The sequence below is a fragment of the Dankookia rubra genome, assembly GCF_004355005.1.
In the GTDB taxonomy this organism is placed as follows: domain Bacteria; phylum Pseudomonadota; class Alphaproteobacteria; order Acetobacterales; family Acetobacteraceae; genus Paracraurococcus; species Paracraurococcus ruber_A.
In genome coordinates this window covers 12543-29410 of record NZ_SMSJ01000015.1, presented here as the reverse complement: position 1 = coordinate 29410, position 16868 = coordinate 12543, and the positions used below count along the sequence as shown (strand labels likewise).

Below are 16868 nucleotides of genomic sequence, written 5' to 3'. Positions count from 1 at the left end.
CCGGTCGCGACCGCCCTTTCCGGCGGCCGGCGCGATCCCCCGATCCGTGCTTGACCCCCGGCGCATTCCGCCGCAAGCGCACCTCCCGCGCCGCTGGGCGCACCCTATTCCTGCACAGGTGGACCCGTGCTCGCACTCCGCGTCATCCCCTGCCTCGACGTGAAGGACGGCCGCGTCGTGAAGGGCGTGAACTTCGTCTCGCTCCGCGATGCCGGCGACCCGGTGGAACAGGCCCGGGCCTACGACCGGGAGGGCGCGGACGAGGTCACCTTCCTCGACATCGGCGCGACGCACGAGAACCGCGACACCATGTATGACGTGGTCTCCCGCACCGCGGCCGAGGTCTTCATCCCGCTGACCGTCGGCGGCGGCGTGCGCTCGGTGGAGGACGTCCGCCGCCTGCTGCTGGCCGGCGCCGACAAGTGCAGCATCAACAGCGCCGCGGTGGCCGAGCCCGGGCTGGTCACCCGCGCGGCGGAGGCCTTCGGCAGCCAGGCGATCGTCGTCGCGATCGATGCCCGCCGCGTCGCCGAGGGGCGGTGGGAGGTCTTCACCCATGGCGGCCGCCGCGGGACCGGGATCGACGCCGTCGGCTGGGCGGACCGCATGGCCGCAGCCGGGGCGGGCGAGCTGCTGGTGACCTCGATGGACCGGGACGGCACCAAGTCGGGCTTCGACCTCGACCTGCTGCGGGCGATCCGGTCCCGGGTGAACCTGCCGCTGGTCGCCTCGGGCGGGGTCGGCACGGTCGGGCATTTCGTCGAGGGCGCCCTGGCCGGCGCCAGCGGCCTGCTCGCGGCCAGCGTCTTTCACTACGGGGAGTACCGCATCGCGGATGCCAAGGCGGCGCTGGCCGCCGCCGGCCTGCCGGTGCGCCCCCTCGCGGAGGCTGCCTGAATGGGCAAGGACACCACCAAGACGGCGAAGAAGAAGCTGACCAAGGCGCGCGTCGCGCTGCCGCTGGCCGCCGGCGCGCCGACCAAGGCGAAGAAGAAGCCGGCCAAGAAGCGCGCCCTGCTGCCGCTGCCGGCCAATGTCGCGGCCAAGGCGAAGAAGCCACCCAGGGCGGTCCGCAAGGCGGAAGCACGGCACCTGCTGCCGCTGGACCTGGCGGTGACCGGCGGCGACGCCACGGTGCTCGACCGGCTCTGGCAGACGGTGGAGAACCGTCGCGCGGCGGGCGACGTGGAAGCCAGCCATTCCGCCCGGCTGCTGGCGCGCGGCACCGCCAAGGTCGCCCAGAAGCTGGGCGAGGAAGCGGTGGAATGCGTGATCGAGGCGGTGCAGGGCAACCGCGCCGAGACGATCCTCGAGAGTGCCGACGTGCTCTACCACCTGCTGGTGGTCTGGGTGGATGCCGGCATCCGGCCGGAGGAGGTCTGGGCCGAGCTGCGCCGGCGGGAGGGGATCAGCGGCATCGCCGAGAAGGCGGCGCGGCCCAAGGGGATCGTGCGGGCGGCGCGGACGACCAAGCTGCCGTGAAGGCCGGGGGAAGGCGTTCCCCCGGATCCCCATCTGTTTCTCCGAGTCCGGCAGCCACCGCGTGGCGAGCGCCGGCCCAGGGAAAGGAAGGGAGGGACCTGGCGAGGGAATGCCGTTTCCTCCCCGGCCCTGCCTTGCTGCCACCACCGAGGGACCCACCGACATGTCCGTCACCGGCCTGCCGCCCTACGACGACGCCAATATCTTCGCCCGCATCCTGCGCGGCGAAATCCCCTGCAAGCGGATCGCCGAGGACGAGCACGCCCTCGCCTTCCACGACATCGCGCCGCAAACGCCGGTGCATGTGCTGGTGATCCCGAAGGGCCGCTGGGTCAGCGCCGCCGACTTCCATGCCGGCGCCGGGGATGCCGCGATCGCCGGTTTCTGGCGGATGGTCTCGGCGGTGGCGAAGGGGCAGGGGCTGGAGGCGACGGGCTACCGCATCCTGTCCAACATGGGCCAGGACGGCGGCCAGGAAGTGCCGCATTTCCACGTCCATGTCTTCGGCGGCCGCCGGGTCGGGCGCATGGTGCCGCTGTGAGGTGCCGGTGGACTTGTCACCGTGCCGCTGGTTGTCCCACGGATCCCAAGCGGTAACGCTCCGGTTGCGGGAGAACACCTGCAGGGCAGCCAGATCATTCCGGGCGGCCTTGCCCAACGCCGATCAGCGACGCAGCCAGTGACAACCCGACTGGCACGGCGATCCGATCGCGCCGAGGAAATCGCCGAGGCAATCCAGATGCCGGGTCCGCAAGGCTAGCCTGCTGTCCTGAGCGGAGTCGCCGGCGCAAGAAAAGCCGCCGCGTGCATCGGGTCGGGCCACCATGGGTTTGCGCCGTCCCGGTGAACATCAACGAAGCTTCCGCGTGAGGCGTCCCCCGATGCCCAGAACCCATCCGGCCTTGGGCGCCGGCGGTCCGGCACCAGGGGATCGAACTGGCCCGTGCCGGACGCGATCCGGCCGGATTTGCCCACGGATCCGCGCCCTCCGCCCAGGGCCTCGCCTTATCCGGAAGGCAGGCCAGGATGCGGTGATGGCAACCCCAGGGCGAGGGCGCACATGGCCGGGCCGTGTGGCGCACGCTCCGCGTCCTGCGCGCCGCACGTGCCGACAGGGCCGGCGGCGGGACTGGCCCCGCGAGACGGCGACATTTTGCCGACGACGGAAGATGGAATAGGCTTCCGGCGCTGATGGCGGCTGACGTGCCAACTGGGGGAAAGAAAGCCATGTCCCGAACCGCGGAAGCCAGAAGCCTCTGGTTCATGAATGGCCATGTCACCGTGCATCTCGCCAGGGCAGAGCATAAAGGCGGCTTCTCGATCACGGAGCATAGAATGCCGGCCGGCTTCGGGCCGCCCTATCACGTGCACCATGATGAAGACGAGACCTTCTACCTGCTGGACGGCGAGATCCGCTGCAAGCAGGCGGAGCGTATCCTGCATGCCAAGGCGGGGGATGTGGTTCACCTCGCCCGGGGCATCCCGCACGGGTTCAAGGTCCTGTCGCCAGGCGGCGCGCGCGTCCTCATCGTCAGCACGGGCGGGTTCGAGGCCATGCTGCGCGCAGCCTCGGTCGTGGCGCCGTCGGATAGCCTGCCCGAGCCGCAGGAGCCGACCCCGGAGATGCAGGCCCGGCTGGCGCAGATCTGCGCCGAGAACGGCATCGAAGTGCTGGGCCCGCCGATCGGCTGAAGCCCCGGCCGGCTCGACCATCGGCGTATTGCCGATGACGGCATCGCCCGGCATTCCCGTGAAGCCGCATGCGGAAGACGGAGAGCCGCAACGGGAGATGGACCTGCGGCACGGCGAGGCCCGCCCCGGGCGCGTCCGCCAGCGTCTCGAGGGCGCCGCGCACCGGGCGGCGGATCTCCGGCGCGCCGGGACCGGCGACGGGCGGGCAGCGTCCGCGCAGGACGAGCGGCCCAGGCGGGCGATCTCCAGGACGGTCATGCCGCGAGTCCGGAAGGCCGCCCGGCCCGGGCCTGCCGTCGCGCGTCCTCACGCCGGCCGGGCGAGATGCCGCCGGAGCAGGGCCATGTTGCGCCGATTGGCGCGGAAGAAGACGTCGCCGACCGCACCGGCCACCGGTACCGCGCTGATCAACCCGTCCAGCCCCACGTTGCCGACCATGCGCAGCACCGTCCCGGTCGAGACGCCGAGCCGGCGGGCCTCCCAGATCAGGTAGCCGGAGAGCACCGTGGACACGACCGGCCCCAGGCCGGGCAGCAGGCTGAGGAGCGCGTCCGCCCCGAAGCGGATGCCGGTGCCGGGGATGCGCCAGCGGCTGTCGAGCAGGTCGGCGATGATTTCCAGCCGGGCAGGGGACCGCAGGTTCGGTGCGGCGCGCGGCGCCGCGGATGCGTCGAGGGTCGGGTGGCGGATCATGGGGACCTCAAGGGGATGGGCTTCAGAACGCCGCAGGGCCGGCCCCGGCGGCACGGTCATGGCCGTGGCTGCCGGTCCTGGAGCGGGCGGTCCCCGGCCTGGGCAGGGGATTGCCTTCCTGCGGTCCTTGGCGCGCGGTGCGTCGACGCGGACGCCGTCCCGGCGGGACGACCTGCGACCGCGCCGGCACGCTCACGCGCCCTTGCCGGCCTGCGGGTGCTCCAGGAAGAAGCGGAGCATCTCGCGCGACGCATCGGGGCCGCGCGGGTCGGTATAGGACCCGGCGGGGCTGCCGCCGGACCAGGCATGCCCGCCGCCGTGCACCAGCCATTGCTCGAGCACCGGCTTGCCGCCGGCGTCGGTGTGCAGGGTGCGGGTGTAACGGTGGCCCCCCTGCACCTGCCCGCGCAGCACTTCGGTCCGAAGGTCGCCGGATGCGGCGGACTGGGCGATGACCTGGTCGGCGTTGCGCGGGTTCACCGTATGGTCCTTGTCGGCATGGAACACGATGGTCGGCACGATCCGCCGGTGGTCGTCGGGGGTCACGCCGCGATGTGCCTGCTGCGCCGCCGGGGCGCCCTGCCGCATGGCGGCGAAGGCCGAGGGCATGTCGCGCGCCGCGCCGCAGGCCAGCCCGGAATGCACGCCCACCGCGGCGTAGAGCTCGGGATAGGCCTGCCCCATGATCGCGGCCGCCGCACCGCCGGCGGACAGCCCGGCGACATAGACCCGCCGCGGATCGACCGCGTGGTCGCGCATGACCTGGCGGGTGATGCCGGCGATCAGCGCGGGCTCGCCCAGGTCGCGCCGCTGGTCGCCGGGGCTGAACCAGTTCCAGCATTTCTGCGCATTGGCGGCCTGGGTCTGGCCGGGATAGACGACCAGGCAGCCATGCTCCTCGGCCAGCGCGTTCATCCGCGTGCCGGCGGCGAAGTCGTCGGGCGACTGGGTGCAGCCGTGCAGCATGACGACCAGTGGCACCGGCTGGCCGCGATGGCGGCCGGGTATGTAGAGCTTGTAGCCACGGCTTCCGGCGTCGTTGGCGAAGCTGCCGGCCACGAACTGGGCGCCGTCCGGCAACGGCCCGGCCGCGCGCGCCACCGGACCCTGCGCCAGTCCGCCGAGGCCCTCCGCCAGGCCGCCTTGGCCGATCTGGTCGAGGAAGCCACGCAGCGCCTCCGGCATCTGCCGCGGCTGCGGCATCGTGGCCGCGCCCAGGCCACCGCTGGGCCAGCGCCCGGCTGTTGCCTTGCGGAGGTCCGGAGCGGGCGCGGGACCCGACGCCTCGCCCGTCTCGGGATCGACGTCGAACATGCGGGGCTGGCGCCCGGCCGCCGGTGCCGTGGTGTCCTGCGGCCCGGTGGCCGCGCTGTCGTCCGGCGCCTCGCCACGGAACAGGCGCTGCAGCAGCGCGGAGGCTTCGGTCAGCTTGCCTTCGCGGGTGAGGCGGGTCGCCTCGAGCATGTGGTTCGGGGGTATCGCGTTCATGTCTGGTGCCTTCAATGCGTGGATGCGGGTCAGCCCTGGTCGCAAGCGGACCCGGCCTGCATCCCGTCGGGGAATGCCGGTGGTGGAAGCGGGTGGTCGCCGTCCGATGCGGGACGGCAGTCGGCGGGACGCGGTGCGGCGGGGGCCGATCAGCGGGTGCGGTCGGCGAGCGCGGCCTTCACCGCGGCGCTGGCCTGCAGCGCGCCGAGGACCGAGATCGAGGCGATGGTCGCCTGGGCGAGTTCCGGCGTGACATCGGCCGCGATGCTGGCGAGGCCCAGCACCCGGATGTCGAGCCGCTGCCCCGCCGCGCGCACCGCCTCGAGATCCGCGCGGCTGAAATGCCGCAGCCCGAGATCCAGGCTTTTCCGGGCGACCGACTGCCTGGTCGCGTCGGCATGCCGTTCGACCTGGTTGCGGATCGCGGTGCGGATGAAGTCCGTGCGGTTCGAGTAGAAGCCGTCCTGGACCAGCAGGTCGATATGGCCGAGATCGACGTAGCCGAGGTTGATGGTGATCTTCTCGGTGTCGCCGCCGGTCCTGGGCCGCAACTCGTGCACATTGTCGGCCATCCCCACAACATCCCCCTACCATCTGTGTGGATGGTATATGGAGGGTGCCCGGGCCCGTTCAAGGCGGAACCCCCTGCCACCGAGGTCTCGTCCGCGTGCTCTGCTCCCCGCGGGCATGCTGGATCGGGTTCCGCCGGCCGACCGCGACCGGTCCGCCGGGACCAAGCCTTGCCTGCCGGGAGGGGACGCGCGGCGCCGACCGCGCGACCGTCACCCGCGCCGCAACCGGGCATGGCCGCGGCAGCACCGCGGCGACGCCCTGCGCGACGGCGGGCATCGTCGCCCCCGGCCCTCGCTATCCTCGGTCGATGCCCCAGAACGCCGCGATGCGGCGAGCCGCCGACAGGCCGGCATCGACCACCCAGGGCCCTTCGCATTCGCCGTCCGCGCGACGCGGGTCGACCGGGAAGCCGTGCCCCATATCCGCGATGGTCCAGAGCTCGACCGCGGCGCGGCCCGGCCTGCCCCAGGCCCGGCACCGGATGCCGGGCGCCGGCGCGGTCTCGGTGGTGGGCGACGCGTCGAAGCCGTGCAGCGCGGCCCACTGGGCGGCGAGGGCCTCGGCATTGGCCGGGTTCACCGTGCGGTCGCGGCCGCCCTGCCAGATCGACAGGCGTGGCCAGGACCGCGCCGGGCGGGCGGGGACGGCGACCTGGATGGCGGCCGCCAGGGCGGTGCGGCTGCGGTAGGGGTCGGCACGGTGCATGCGCAGGAGCGCCATGGCGGAACTGCTCGCCGAGCCGACCGGCATGCCGGCTATCGCGGCCCCGGCGGCGAATGTCGCGGGGTAGGCGGCCAGCAGCGCCGCGGCCATCGCCCCGCCGGCGGACAGGCCGACGACGAACACCCGTCGCCGGTCGGAGCGGAAGCGCCTGGTCGCGACAGCCACCATCTGCCGGATCGACCCGGCCTCTCCGCCGCCGCGCCGTGCATCGACGGGGCGGTGCCAGTTGAAGCAACGGCCGCGGTTGTTCTCGGCCGTCTGCTCCGGCAGGACCAAAGCGCAGCGGAGGCGCCGGGCGAGGGCCAGCCAGCCCGCACTGGCGGCGAAGCCGGCGGCGTCCTGCTGGCAGCCATGCAGCACGACGATCAACGGGGCGTCCGGCGGCAGCCGGGCCGGCGCGTAGACCAGCATGCGCAGCCCTCCGGGATTCGAGCCGAAGTCGGCGACCGCGGTCACCCGGTCCACGGCGGCCGTCTGCTTGGCGTCCTTCGGTGCCGGACGCCAGATCGACAGCAGCGCCGACATGGTCCTTGTCGCCCGTTGCAGGTGACCCGTGACGGGGTGCCTGCTGCGCGGAGACTTCATCGGCCGGGTTGTACCCCGCCGCGGCGCCTGTGGGGCTGGGAGCTGGATCGCGGCGGATCGGGCGGACATCCGGCGCCGGCATCCTGCGACGCGGCAGGCCCTGCCCGGCGCATCATGGCCGAGCCCGGCTCGATCCTGCTCAGCAGACGAGCCGGCTGAGCCCGGCCTCGATGGCGATGACGCAGCCGCTGGAACAGGCGGTGGCCAAGCCATGGGTGGCTGCCTCGCCCAGCAGGTCGGCCACGGTGTCGGTCCGGGCCATGTGTCGAGCCCCTGATGTGGCGTCTGCCTCTCAGGCCGCCGCCGTCACCGCAGACGATGGGGGCATGCGGGACGCAGGGCCGACCCGTCGACGGGATACCGCCGGTCCGCCGGATGGATGGGCCCCGGCCGAGATGGTGCCGCCGGCTGTCGGAGCACCGGGGCCGGCACCCGCGCGTTGCCGCCGCCGGTGCCATGGGCCCCACCTCCGGTCGCGCGGTGTCCGGCGAAGCGTCGTTGCGGCAGCCGCGCTAGCGGCACCGCGCGCAGGTCATCAAGCCGCGCTTTTCGCGTGCCGGCGAGACGAGGTAGCCGCAGCGGATGCAGTTCGCGCCGCTGTCGTCCACGGCGAAGGGATCGGCGAAGGCGCGTGGGGTCGATGCCGTTCGCTTCACCGGCCGTTCCGGCTTGGCGACCGGCGGCCGGGACCGCATGCCCGCCGGGATCTTGCCGGCCGGTTCGGTCGGCTCGACCGGCCGCAGCAGCGGTTCCCAACCCGGCATGAGATGGCCGACCGGCGCGACGGGGGCCGCGGTAGGCGCGGGATCTTCGGCCGACGGCAGGGCCAAGGCCGAGCGGCCCTGGTCCCCCTCGGGCCAGGATGCGGAAGGCGCCGGCTCTGCCGGGGCTGCCATGCCGCCCGATCTGCGGTGGACGACCTCGACCACGCGGCTCTGCCCGGCAACGGCACCACGCCGCCGCGAGGTGACGTGCAGGAACTGCTTATCCTCCGCGGAGCGGGGGCGCCCAGGGGTGGTCATGCGGGAAAAGACGCGATCAGCTTCAGACATGTGGCTCCGGGCTTGCGGATGCGACCAGGGCCGGTGAGAGCGACACCAGGACCCGGGGCAATGAACAAGGCACTGCATTTAACATGGAAACGGATCGCGGGTTGTGCCGGGCCGCGGCAGTTATTTCATATTATCTTGCCGTGATGCACGCCTCCGACGGCAATCGGTGCCGCAGGATGCATGTTTCATTCAGCATGTGCCAAGGCGCTTGCCCGATCGGGGCCCCGCGTCGCGTCGGCACGCGCCGCATTGCGCCTCGGGGCGATGCCGTTCACGGGATTCCCGAGCGATGCTTCACGCGGGACATCTGCGGTGAAACCCGTTCGTCGGGCACACTCGGCACGGCTTGCCGACGACCCGCTCGCCCACTCCTCGCGCGGCGCGTCAAGCCGACAGCAAGCCATGCGGGGACTGGGCGCCATCCCGCACGGCGGGCTGCTGGACCGGATCGCCGCCCGACACCTGCCTTCGCCGCGCGTCTGCCAGGAGCAAGCGGGGAGGCCCGGCGCGCTGCTGGCGCAGCGGCGACAGGGCGCCTTCCCGGCCGCGGCCAATGTCGACCTGCACCCGGCATGGGCCATGCTTCGGTGGTGCGAGTGCCACAGCCTCATCGCCCCGGCGGAGGGGCCCGGCGGCTGATGGGTGATGCCGGACTCATACCGAGGGGCACGAAGGCCATCCCTTCGTGCCCCTCGGACGCCGGGCGCCGTGCCCCCGCACGGCTCGAATTCGCCGCACCGGCGGCAGGTGCCGTTCGGCGCCTCGGCCCTGCGGGCCGCAGGTCGGGACGCCGTGCGTCAGGTACCGTTGCTCGTCGGCCAGGCTGGACACCCGCGACCGGCCCGCCGGAAGGGGAGCCCGCCGGCCGGCGGGCTCCCCTTCCTGAGTTGCCCGCGATGGCGCGCACCGGTGGTGGCCATCCGATCCCGCGGAAGGCGCGGCGGGCCCGCGCTTCCCGGCCCGAGCCCTACTCGACCGCCGCCGTGCCGGCGGAGGTGATGGCCGCAGCGGGTAGCGGCGGGACGACGCGGATGCGGTGCCTGTCGGCCGACATGACGAAGCGTCTCGCCGGATCGGTCGCGACGAGCCGCTCGAAAGCAAACCGGGACAGAATATGCCCTTCGGCCTTGAGGGCGCGAAGGACATAGGGCACCTCCGCCCAGCCTTCCTCGTCGACTTGCAGCCCCGCAACGGAGACATGGCCGCAAAGAGCGTGGAAGGCGAAGTCGCCGCTGCTGGTGGCATCGGAGAGTGGTGCGTTCATGGGCCAGGTCCGCATATCGATGCCGCGGCATATTCAATGGATCATTCAACCATAAGTTAATAAAATCCTGGAACGCGCAACGGAGTCCGTTTCCGCATTGGTCGTGAGGGGACGAGGCCTCGGTGCGAGGACGGCCGTGGCAGGCATGTTGCGGCCCGGGCAAGGCGGCTTCGGCTTGAAGGGGGCCGATGGCCGGTTCGCCAGCGGACGGGGACCTGCCATCCTCGCAGCGAACCAAGCCCATCGAAGGCGGTGCGGTCCTGGACGGAGCCCCCCGCACCCCGGCGTCCATGCCCCAACCGTCACCCTTGCACGACGCTTCCGCGCGGTTGCGTCGGCACTGCTGCGGCGCACCGAATGCCCCGGCTCGACATGGACTCGGGACAGGCCAGGCCTCTGGTCGCCGAACGACGCCGCGCGGCAGGATCACGCTTCCTCCAGAAACTTCGTAAACCTGATCCGCTGGTTGCCATCCGGTAATCCGCTTGGTAGGCGGTCCCTGTTCATTGATGTGCGACGTGTGGGTTGCCCCTGCATTCCGCGCAGGAAGTCTTGGCTCTGCTCGCGCGTCCCTGTCGCGCTCCCAGACTGTGGCGGGCATCGGCCAGTTCGCGCCGGGCGCAAGCCGAGGCCACCGGACCGCGGATGGGAGACAGCGATGGGGATCACAGACCACCTCGCCGTGGCCGATGTCATTCTCGATCTCGATGCCACGAGCAAGCGTGGTGTCCTCGAGCGCTTGGCAAGCGAGGCGGCTCGCCGGTCGGAGCGCGACGAAACCGAGATCCTGGACGCCCTTCGCGAGCGCGAACGGCTAGGATCCACGGCGCTTGGCCGGGGCGTCGCGCTGCCGCATGCGCCCCTCAAGGGCAATCCTCCGCCGCTGGCCTTGTTCGCGCGGCTCCGGCGCCCGATCGACTTCGAGGCGCGGGACGAAGAGCCGGTGGATCTCGTCATCCTTGTCCTGTGGCCCGAAGCGTCGCTCGAGGGCTTCCTGCCGACCCTGTCGGACACCTGCCGTTCGCTCCGGGAACCTCAGGTGCTCCGGCACCTGCGCTCCGCCAAAGCGGCGGAAGACGTGGTGGCGCTCCTGGCCGGCCCGTCCCCGGCGGCGACGTGACGCCGCAAGGCGCCGATCCGACGCACGCTCCGCGAACCGGACACTGACACACCGCGATGCCCGATACGCTGCTTCTCCTCACCCTGGTGGTCCTGCCTTTCGTCGGAGCCATCGCGGCCGGCCTGCTACCCACCCATGCCCGGAACACGGCGGCGGCCATGGCGGGCAGCGTCGCACTCATCGGCCTGCTGATGGTGTGGGCTGCCTACCCGACCGTCTCGGACGGCGGCGTGGTGCAGGCGACGTTCGCCTGGATGCCGAGTCTCGGGCTCAACCTGACGCTGCGTCTCGACGGCCTCGCCTGGCTCTTCGCCGGGCTGGTGACGGGCATCGGCGCGCTCGTGGTGCTCTATGCCCGCTACTACATGGCCGACGCCGATCCGGTGCCGCGCTTCTTCGCCTTCCTGCTCGCCTTCATGGGCGCGATGACGGGGGTGGTGGTGTCGGGCAACCTGGTGCAGCTGGCCTTTTTTTGGGAATTGACGAGTCTCTTCTCCTTTCTGCTGATCGGCTACTGGCACCATACCGCCTCGGCGCGCGACGGCGCCCGGATGGCGCTCACCGTTACCGCCACGGGCGGGCTTGCCCTTTTCGCAGGCGTGCTGGCGCTGGGCCACATCGTCGGCAGCTACGAGCTCGATGCGGTGCTCGCCGCGGGCGACCGCATCCGGGAGCATCCGCTGTACGCGACCGCGCTGGTGCTGATCCTGCTCGGCGTGATGACCAAGAGCGCGCAATTTCCCTTCCACTTCTGGCTGCCGAACGCGATGGCGGCGCCGACGCCGGTCTCGGCCTACCTCCACTCGGCGACGCTGGTGAAGGCGGGCATCTTCCTCATGGCGCGGCTCTGGCCGGTGCTGGCGGGCACCGAGGCCTGGTTCCTGATCGTCTGCACGGCCGGCCTGGTAACCATGCTGTTCGGCGCCTACGTCGCCATCTTCCAGAACGACCTGAAGGGGCTGCTGGCCTATTCGACCATCAGCCATCTCGGGCTGATCACCCTGCTGCTCGGCCTGAACAGCGAGCTCGCCCTGGTCGCGGCGGTGTTCCACGTGCTGAACCATGCCGCCTTCAAGGCGTCGCTCTTCATGGCGGCGGGCATCATCGACCATGAGACAGGCACGCGCGACATCCGGCAGCTGTCGGGGCTGAACCGGTCCATGCCCTTCACGGCGCGGCTCGCCCTGGTCGCGGCGGCAGCGATGGCGGGCGTGCCGCTGCTCAACGGCTTCATCTCCAAGGAGATGTTCTTTGCCGAGGCGATTTCGGCCGACGCGCCGCTCGGCCTCGCCAACATGCTGCCCTTCGCGGCAATGCTCGGCAGCGCCTTCAGCGTCGCCTATTCGCTCCGCTTCATCCACGGCGCGTTCTTCGGCCCCGACCCGGTGGACCTGCCGCGCGCCCCGCACGAGCCGGCGACCTGGATGCGCTTCCCGGTCGAGATCCTCGTGCTGACCTGCATCATGGTCGGCATCCTGCCGGCCGCAACGGTCGGGCCTTTCCTCGCCATCGCCGTGCGCTCCGTGCTGGGGAACGACGTGCCGGACTACAGCCTGTCGGTCTGGCACGGGCTGAACCTGCCGCTGCTGATGAGCTTCCTCGCCCTGGCCGGCGGCGTCGCTCTGTACCTGCTGCTGCAGCGGCGGCTGCGGAGCGACGTCGAGGGCGAGCCGCTGCTGCACCACCTCGAGGGGCGGCGCATCTTCGAGCGCGCCATGGTGTTCCTCTCCTGGCGGCTGGCGCGCCGGGTGGAAGGGATCGCCGGCACCCGCCGGCTGCAGCCGCAGCTGCGGCTGATCCTCGCCATCGCCTTCCTGGCCGGGGGCGCGGCGGTCTGGCAGCGCGGCTTCGGGCCGGGCAACCTGCCCTCCACGCCGGTCGACCCGGTCCTCGCGCTGATCTGGGCGGCGGGCGGGACCTGCGCGCTCGGCGCCGCCGTGCTGGCCAAGTTCCACCGCTTCGCGGCGCTGATCCTGGTCAGCGGCGTCGGCCTCGCGGTGGTCCTGACCTTCGTCTGGTTCTCCGCGCCGGACCTGGCGCTGACGCAGCTCACCGTCGAGGTCGTCACCACCGTGCTGCTGCTGCTCGGCCTGCGCTGGCTGCCGCAGCGCCGGCGCGTCCCGGGCGAGCGCGGGCCGGAGGTGCTGACCCTGACCCGGCGGTTGCGCGACCTCGGCATCGCGGTCGGCGCCGGCGGCGGGCTGGCGACGCTGTCCTACGCCGTGATGACGCGCACCCCGCCCGACCTGCTGGCGCTCGACTTCCTCGCCCGCGCCTATACCGAGGGCGGCGGCACCAACGTGGTCAACGTCACGCTGGTGGATTTCCGCGGCTTCGACACGCTGGGCGAGATCTTCGTGGTCGCCGCGGTCGCGCTGGCCACCTACGCGCTGCTGCGCCGCTTCCGCCCCGCGCCGGACAGCCTCGAGGCCCCGATGCAGCAGTTGCACCAGCATGCCCTGGCAGCAGCCCGGCCGGCCTCGGGCGAGGCGCGGCCGACGGCCGACTGGCTCCTGGTGCCCGCCGTTCTCGCGCGGCTGCTCTTCCCGGTCATGCTGCTGGTTGCCGTCTTCCTGCTGCTGCGCGGCCACGACCTGCCGGGCGGGGGGTTCTCGGCCGGCATGGTCGTGGCGATCGCGGTGATCCTGCAGTACATGATCGGCGGCATCGAGTGGACCGAGGACCGGCTGAGCTGGCTGCGGCCGCAGGTGTGGATCGGCGCGGGCCTGCTGCTGTCCGTCGGCACCGGGGTGACCGCCTGGGCCTTCGGTCGGCCTTTCCTCACCTCCTATTTCGCCTATGTCGAGCTGCCGGTGATCGGCAAGGTTCCAGCCGCCAGCGCCCTGGCCTTCGATATCGGCGTCTTCGCCCTGGTGGTGGGCGCCACCCTGCTGATGCTCGTCGCCCTGGCCCACCAGTCCGTGCGCGGACGCCGCGCGGCGTCGCCGGCGTCGGCACCCGCGGCGCGGTTCCTCGCCACGGTGGGGGAGGACTGATGCAGCTTGTCGTCTCCCTGGCGATCGGCCTGCTGGCGGGCTCCGGCGTCTGGCTGCTGCTGCGGGCGCGCACCTTCCAGGTCATCATCGGCCTGGCGCTTCTGTCCTACGCGGTGAACCTCTTCATCTTCTCGACCGGTGGGCTGCGCACCGGCGCCGAGGCCATCCTGCAGCCCGGCGAGGTGGGGAGCCTGGCCCGCTACGCCGACCCGGTGCCACAGGCGCTGGTGCTGACCGCGATCGTCATCGGCTTCGCCACCACGGCGCTGCTGCTGGTCGTGCTGCTCGCGGCGCGCGGGCTGACCGGGACCGACCACGTCGACGGGCGGGAGCGGGAGCGGTGACCGGCTGGACCGACCACCTGGTGATCGCCCCGATCGTCGTGCCGATGCTGGCGGGCGCCGTGATGATCCTTGCGGGCAACCGCTGGCGCGGGCTGGCCGCCGGGCTTGGCCTCGCCTCGACGATCGCGCTGCTGGCACTCTCGGCCGCCCTGCTGGTCCTGGCGGATGCGCCGGAGGTGCGGGTCTACCGGCTCGGCGACTGGCCGGCCTCCTTCGGCATCGTGCTGGCGCTGGACCGGCTCTCGGCGATGATGGTGGCGCTGACCTCCGTCCTCGGCTTCGCCGCCTTCGTCTTCTCGCTGGCCCGCTGGCACCGCGCGAGCGTGCAGTTCCACCCGCTGTTCCAGTTCCAGCTCATGGGGCTGAACGGCGCCTTCCTGACCGGCGACCTGTTCAACCTCTTCGTCTTCTTCGAGGTGATGCTCGCGGCATCCTACGGCATGGCGCTGCACGGCTCCGGCACCGCGCGGGTCCGGGCCGGGCTGCACTACATCGTCATCAACCTCGTGGCGTCGCTGCTCTTCCTGGTCGGCGTCAGCGTCGTCTATGGCATCGCCGGAACGCTCAACATGGCCGACTTGGCCATCCGGCTGCGCGGCGTCGCGGCCGCGGACCGGGCGCTGCTGGAGGCCGGGCTTGCCGTGCTCGGCATTGCCTTCCTGGTCAAGGCCGCGATGTGGCCGCTCGGCTTCTGGCTGCCGGGCACCTATGCCGCAGCCAGCGCCCCGGCGGCGGCGATCCTCTCCATCCTCAGCAAGGTCGGCATCTACGCGGTGTTGCGCGTCTGGCTGCTGCTGTTCGGCGACGGCGCGGGCGGTTCCGCGGGATTCGGCGGCACCTGGCTCACCCTCGGCGGCCTGCTGACGCTCGGCTTCGGCTCGGTCGCGGTGATGGCGAGCCAGAACCTCGCGCGCCTGGCCGGGGCGAGCGTGCTCGTCTCCTCCGGGACGCTGCTGACGGCGATCGGCCTGGGGAGGGCAGAGGTCACCGCCGGCGCGCTGCTCTACCTCGCCGGCTCGGTGCTGGCGATCGGCGCCTTCTTCCTGCTGATCGAGCTCGTCGAGCGCGGCCGCGACATCGGCGCCGACGTGCTGGCCGTGACGCGCGAAGCCTTCGGCACCGGCGAAGACCAGGAGGATGGCGAGCCCGGGGAGCGGGATGCGGTCGGCGTGCCGATCCCCGCGGCGGTGGCGACCCTCGGCGTCTCCTTCCTGGCCTGCGCGCTGCTGCTGGCCGGCCTGCCACCCTTCTCCGGCTTCCTGGCCAAGTTTGCCATGCTGTCGCCGCTGCTGGCGCCGGGCGGCGGCCCGCCGCCGGCGATGGCCTGGGTGGTGACGGCTGCGCTGATCCTTTCGGGGCTCACGACGGTGGTGGCCATGGTGCGCGCCGGCATGGATGCCTTCTGGATTTCCCCGTCCGTGATCCCGGTCCGCGTCAGCGTGGTGGAGTTCCTGCCCGTGGCGCTGCTGCTTGCGCTCTGCGCCCTGCTGACGATGGCCGCCGGCCCGGCCTTCGACTATGCCGCCGCGGCGGCGCAGGCGCTGCACGATCCGGCCGGCTACCTGCGCGCGGTGCTGCCGGCGGCGGCAGGCCCGAGATGAGGCGCATCCTGCCGCATCCGCTGATCGCGCTCGGGCTGCTGCTGTCCTGGCTGGTGCTGGCCGGGAGCGCCTCGCCCGGCGCCGTCCTGCTCGGCGGCGCCATCGCGCTCGCCGGCTCCTGGGCGCTGGCCTCGCTGGCGCCGCCCCGCCTGCGGCTGCGCCGCCTGGCCGTGCTGCCCGGCCTCCTGCGCGACGTACTGGCAGAAGTGGTGCGCTCGAACGTCGCGGTGGTGCGGATCATCCTCGGCCGGTCGGTCGCAGGGACGCGGCGGCCCGGCTTCGTCCACATCCCGCTCGACATGCGCTCGCCCCAGGGTCTGGCGGCGCTGGCCTGCATCCTCACTGCGACGCCCGGCACGGTCTGGGTGGAATACGATTCCACCGAAGGCACCATGCTGCTGCATGTCCTCGACCTGATCGACGAAGCGGAGTGGGTGCGCATCGTCAAGGAGAGATGGGAACGGCGCCTGATGGAGATCTTCGAATGAGCGTCGCGCTGCTCGCCTGGGCCGTCCTGCTGGCGCAGTTGCTGCTGCTGGCGGCGATGGGCTGCGCCGTGGTCCGCCTGCTGCTCGGGCCGCGGGCGCAGGACCGCGTGCTGGCGCTCGACACGCTCAACGTCAACGCGGCGATGCTGCTGCTGGTCTTCGGCATCCGCACCGGCAGTTCACACTACTTCGAGGCGGCGCTGCTCATCACGCTGCTCGGCTTCGTCGCGATGGTGGCGCTCGCGAAGTTCCTCATGCGCGGTGAGGTGATCGAATGACCCATGCGGCCGACCTGCCCGTCTGGGCGGCACTGGTCGTGGCCCTGCTGCTGCTGCTGGGCGCCGGGCTCGCGCTCGTCGGCTCCTTCGGCCTGCTGCGACTACCGGGCTTCTACGAACGCGTCCATGCGCCCACCCTCGGCACCACGCTCGGGATCGGCAGTGTACTGGCGGCCTCGATGCTGTTCTTCTCGCTGCTGCAGACGCGCTTCGTCCTGCATGAGATCCTGATCGCGGTGTTCATGGTCGTCACCACGCCCGTCGCGCTCATGCTGCTGGCCCGCGCCGCGCTCTACCGCGATCGGGTCGAGAGAAGCGGGGCGGTGCCACCGCCGCCGGGCTCTCGGTGATCGGCAGCAACGAGTGCCGGCCGATCTGGCCCCGGCCGCGTCTGGCGGGACGGGCCGTCGCCTTCGCACCGGCACCCGGCCGGTCACCAGCACTGCCCAGGTCCGCGCCGCTGCCCGGCAAAACCTTCCGATCATAAAC

At 72.0% G+C, this 16868-nt stretch carries 19 protein-coding genes; 12 read left to right on the top strand and 7 right to left on the bottom strand.

Annotated elements, in window-relative coordinates:
• The first annotated feature begins 126 nt into the window (after positions 1-126).
• From hisF to E2C06_RS13615, 4 genes are all read left to right on the top strand, one after another.
• Positions 127-897 (top strand): imidazole glycerol phosphate synthase subunit HisF, encoded by a 771-nt coding sequence (gene hisF, locus E2C06_RS13630; RefSeq protein ID WP_133289160.1) that lies wholly within the window; start codon positions 127-129, stop codon positions 895-897.
• Positions 898-1482, top strand: coding sequence for a phosphoribosyl-ATP diphosphatase (locus E2C06_RS13625; protein ID WP_133289159.1), 585 nt, complete (start codon positions 898-900; stop codon positions 1480-1482).
• 163 nt (positions 1483-1645) lie between these two features.
• Positions 1646-2023, top strand: a complete 378-nt coding sequence (locus E2C06_RS13620; RefSeq protein WP_133289158.1) for an HIT domain-containing protein — start codon at positions 1646-1648, stop codon at positions 2021-2023.
• Between the two features lie 650 nt (positions 2024-2673).
• Positions 2674-3174 carry a cupin domain-containing protein gene (locus tag E2C06_RS13615; protein WP_133289157.1) on the top strand — a complete coding sequence of 167 codons (501 nt, stop codon included), beginning with the start codon at positions 2674-2676 and terminating at the stop codon, positions 3172-3174.
• A 306-nt stretch (positions 3175-3480) separates the two neighbouring features.
• On the opposite strand, the gene E2C06_RS13610 is transcribed toward E2C06_RS13615, so the two are convergent.
• The 6 genes from E2C06_RS13610 to E2C06_RS13590 all read right to left on the bottom strand — a co-directional run bounded on the left by E2C06_RS13610 (position 3481) and on the right by E2C06_RS13590 (position 8288).
• A complete protein-coding gene (locus E2C06_RS13610; protein ID WP_133289156.1) occupies positions 3481-3867 on the bottom strand; it encodes a DUF4112 domain-containing protein in 387 nt (128 codons plus the stop codon).
• A 192-nt stretch (positions 3868-4059) separates the two neighbouring features.
• Positions 4060-5355, bottom strand: a complete 1296-nt coding sequence (locus E2C06_RS13605) for an extracellular catalytic domain type 1 short-chain-length polyhydroxyalkanoate depolymerase (protein WP_133289155.1) — start codon at positions 5353-5355, stop codon at positions 4060-4062.
• 149 nt (positions 5356-5504) lie between these two features.
• Positions 5505-5927 carry a CopG family transcriptional regulator gene (locus E2C06_RS13600; protein ID WP_133289154.1) on the bottom strand — a complete coding sequence of 141 codons (423 nt, stop codon included), beginning with the start codon at positions 5925-5927 and terminating at the stop codon, positions 5505-5507.
• A 295-nt stretch (positions 5928-6222) separates the two neighbouring features.
• Positions 6223-7176 (bottom strand): extracellular catalytic domain type 1 short-chain-length polyhydroxyalkanoate depolymerase, encoded by a 954-nt coding sequence (locus E2C06_RS13595; protein ID WP_133289153.1) that lies wholly within the window; start codon positions 7174-7176, stop codon positions 6223-6225.
• 199 nt (positions 7177-7375) lie between these two features.
• Positions 7376-7498 (bottom strand): hypothetical protein, encoded by a 123-nt coding sequence (locus tag E2C06_RS40300; protein ID WP_277751824.1) that lies wholly within the window; start codon positions 7496-7498, stop codon positions 7376-7378.
• 250 nt (positions 7499-7748) lie between these two features.
• Complete coding sequence (locus tag E2C06_RS13590; RefSeq protein ID WP_133289152.1) at positions 7749-8288, bottom strand: hypothetical protein; 540 nt, start codon at positions 8286-8288, stop codon at positions 7749-7751.
• Positions 8289-8690: 402 nt separating this feature from the next.
• Here E2C06_RS13590 and E2C06_RS13585 point away from each other — a divergent pair, with 402 nt between their 5' ends.
• Positions 8691-8927, top strand: a complete 237-nt coding sequence (locus tag E2C06_RS13585) for a hypothetical protein (RefSeq protein ID WP_133289151.1) — start codon at positions 8691-8693, stop codon at positions 8925-8927.
• A gap of 328 nt (positions 8928-9255) precedes the next feature.
• Here the strand turns inward: E2C06_RS13585 and E2C06_RS13580 are convergent, their stop codons facing one another.
• Positions 9256-9552 (bottom strand): RNA 2'-phosphotransferase family protein, encoded by a 297-nt coding sequence (locus E2C06_RS13580; protein WP_133289150.1) that lies wholly within the window; start codon positions 9550-9552, stop codon positions 9256-9258.
• 658 nt (positions 9553-10210) lie between these two features.
• Here E2C06_RS13580 and E2C06_RS13575 point away from each other — a divergent pair.
• Genes E2C06_RS13575 through mnhG form a run of 7 tightly spaced genes read left to right on the top strand, consistent with a single transcriptional unit; the run spans position 10211 to position 16729 of the window.
• Entirely contained in the window at positions 10211-10672 is a 462-nt protein-coding gene (locus E2C06_RS13575; protein WP_133289149.1) for a PTS sugar transporter subunit IIA, read from the top strand.
• Between the two features lie 56 nt (positions 10673-10728).
• Positions 10729-13668 (top strand): monovalent cation/H+ antiporter subunit A, encoded by a 2940-nt coding sequence (locus E2C06_RS13570; RefSeq protein WP_133289148.1) that lies wholly within the window; start codon positions 10729-10731, stop codon positions 13666-13668.
• A complete protein-coding gene (locus tag E2C06_RS13565) occupies positions 13668-14012 on the top strand; it encodes a Na+/H+ antiporter subunit C (RefSeq protein WP_133289147.1) in 345 nt (114 codons plus the stop codon). The genes E2C06_RS13570 and E2C06_RS13565 overlap by 1 nt, the downstream gene beginning before the upstream one ends.
• Positions 14009-15613: a monovalent cation/H+ antiporter subunit D gene (locus E2C06_RS13560; protein WP_133289146.1), complete on the top strand. Its 1605-nt coding sequence runs from the start codon at positions 14009-14011 to the stop codon at positions 15611-15613. The genes E2C06_RS13565 and E2C06_RS13560 overlap by 4 nt, the downstream gene beginning before the upstream one ends.
• Positions 15610-16101, top strand: coding sequence for a Na+/H+ antiporter subunit E (locus E2C06_RS13555; RefSeq protein ID WP_133289145.1), 492 nt, complete (start codon positions 15610-15612; stop codon positions 16099-16101). Before E2C06_RS13560 ends, E2C06_RS13555 begins: the two co-directional genes overlap by 4 nt.
• Positions 16098-16379, top strand: a complete 282-nt coding sequence (locus E2C06_RS13550) for a K+/H+ antiporter subunit F (protein ID WP_133289144.1) — start codon at positions 16098-16100, stop codon at positions 16377-16379. The genes E2C06_RS13555 and E2C06_RS13550 overlap by 4 nt, the downstream gene beginning before the upstream one ends.
• The gene (mnhG, locus tag E2C06_RS13545) at positions 16376-16729 is read left to right on the top strand and encodes a monovalent cation/H(+) antiporter subunit G (protein ID WP_133289143.1); all 354 of its coding nucleotides are present in this window, start codon (positions 16376-16378) and stop codon (positions 16727-16729) included. The genes E2C06_RS13550 and mnhG overlap by 4 nt, the downstream gene beginning before the upstream one ends.
• Positions 16730-16868 lie beyond the last annotated feature (139 nt).

Bases quoted from the DNA above. Each gene is read 5' to 3' on its own strand.
- E2C06_RS40300 (WP_277751824.1), bottom strand. From the start codon at position 7,498: ATGGCCCGGACCGACACCGTGGCCGACCTGCTGGGCGAGGCAGCCACC.
- E2C06_RS13625 (WP_133289159.1), top strand. From the start codon at position 898: ATGGGCAAGGACACCACCAAGACGGCGAAGAAGAAGCTGACCAAGGCG.
- E2C06_RS13595 (WP_133289153.1), bottom strand. From the start codon at position 7,176: ATGTCGGCGCTGCTGTCGATCTGGCGTCCGGCACCGAAGGACGCCAAG.
- E2C06_RS13620 (WP_133289158.1), top strand. From the start codon at position 1,646: ATGTCCGTCACCGGCCTGCCGCCCTACGACGACGCCAATATCTTCGCC.
- E2C06_RS13555 (WP_133289145.1), top strand. From the start codon at position 15,610: ATGAGGCGCATCCTGCCGCATCCGCTGATCGCGCTCGGGCTGCTGCTG.
- E2C06_RS13610 (WP_133289156.1), bottom strand. From the start codon at position 3,867: ATGATCCGCCACCCGACCCTCGACGCATCCGCGGCGCCGCGCGCCGCA.
- E2C06_RS13600 (WP_133289154.1), bottom strand. From the start codon at position 5,927: ATGGCCGACAATGTGCACGAGTTGCGGCCCAGGACCGGCGGCGACACC.
- E2C06_RS13590 (WP_133289152.1), bottom strand. From the start codon at position 8,288: ATGTCTGAAGCTGATCGCGTCTTTTCCCGCATGACCACCCCTGGGCGC.
- E2C06_RS13565 (WP_133289147.1), top strand. From the start codon at position 13,668: ATGCAGCTTGTCGTCTCCCTGGCGATCGGCCTGCTGGCGGGCTCCGGC.
- E2C06_RS13585 (WP_133289151.1), top strand. From the start codon at position 8,691: ATGCGGGGACTGGGCGCCATCCCGCACGGCGGGCTGCTGGACCGGATC.
- mnhG (WP_133289143.1), top strand. From the start codon at position 16,376: ATGACCCATGCGGCCGACCTGCCCGTCTGGGCGGCACTGGTCGTGGCC.
- E2C06_RS13575 (WP_133289149.1), top strand. From the start codon at position 10,211: ATGGGGATCACAGACCACCTCGCCGTGGCCGATGTCATTCTCGATCTC.
- E2C06_RS13550 (WP_133289144.1), top strand. From the start codon at position 16,098: ATGAGCGTCGCGCTGCTCGCCTGGGCCGTCCTGCTGGCGCAGTTGCTG.
- E2C06_RS13605 (WP_133289155.1), bottom strand. From the start codon at position 5,355: ATGAACGCGATACCCCCGAACCACATGCTCGAGGCGACCCGCCTCACC.
- E2C06_RS13580 (WP_133289150.1), bottom strand. From the start codon at position 9,552: ATGAACGCACCACTCTCCGATGCCACCAGCAGCGGCGACTTCGCCTTC.
- E2C06_RS13570 (WP_133289148.1), top strand. From the start codon at position 10,729: ATGCCCGATACGCTGCTTCTCCTCACCCTGGTGGTCCTGCCTTTCGTC.
- E2C06_RS13615 (WP_133289157.1), top strand. From the start codon at position 2,674: ATGGCGGCTGACGTGCCAACTGGGGGAAAGAAAGCCATGTCCCGAACC.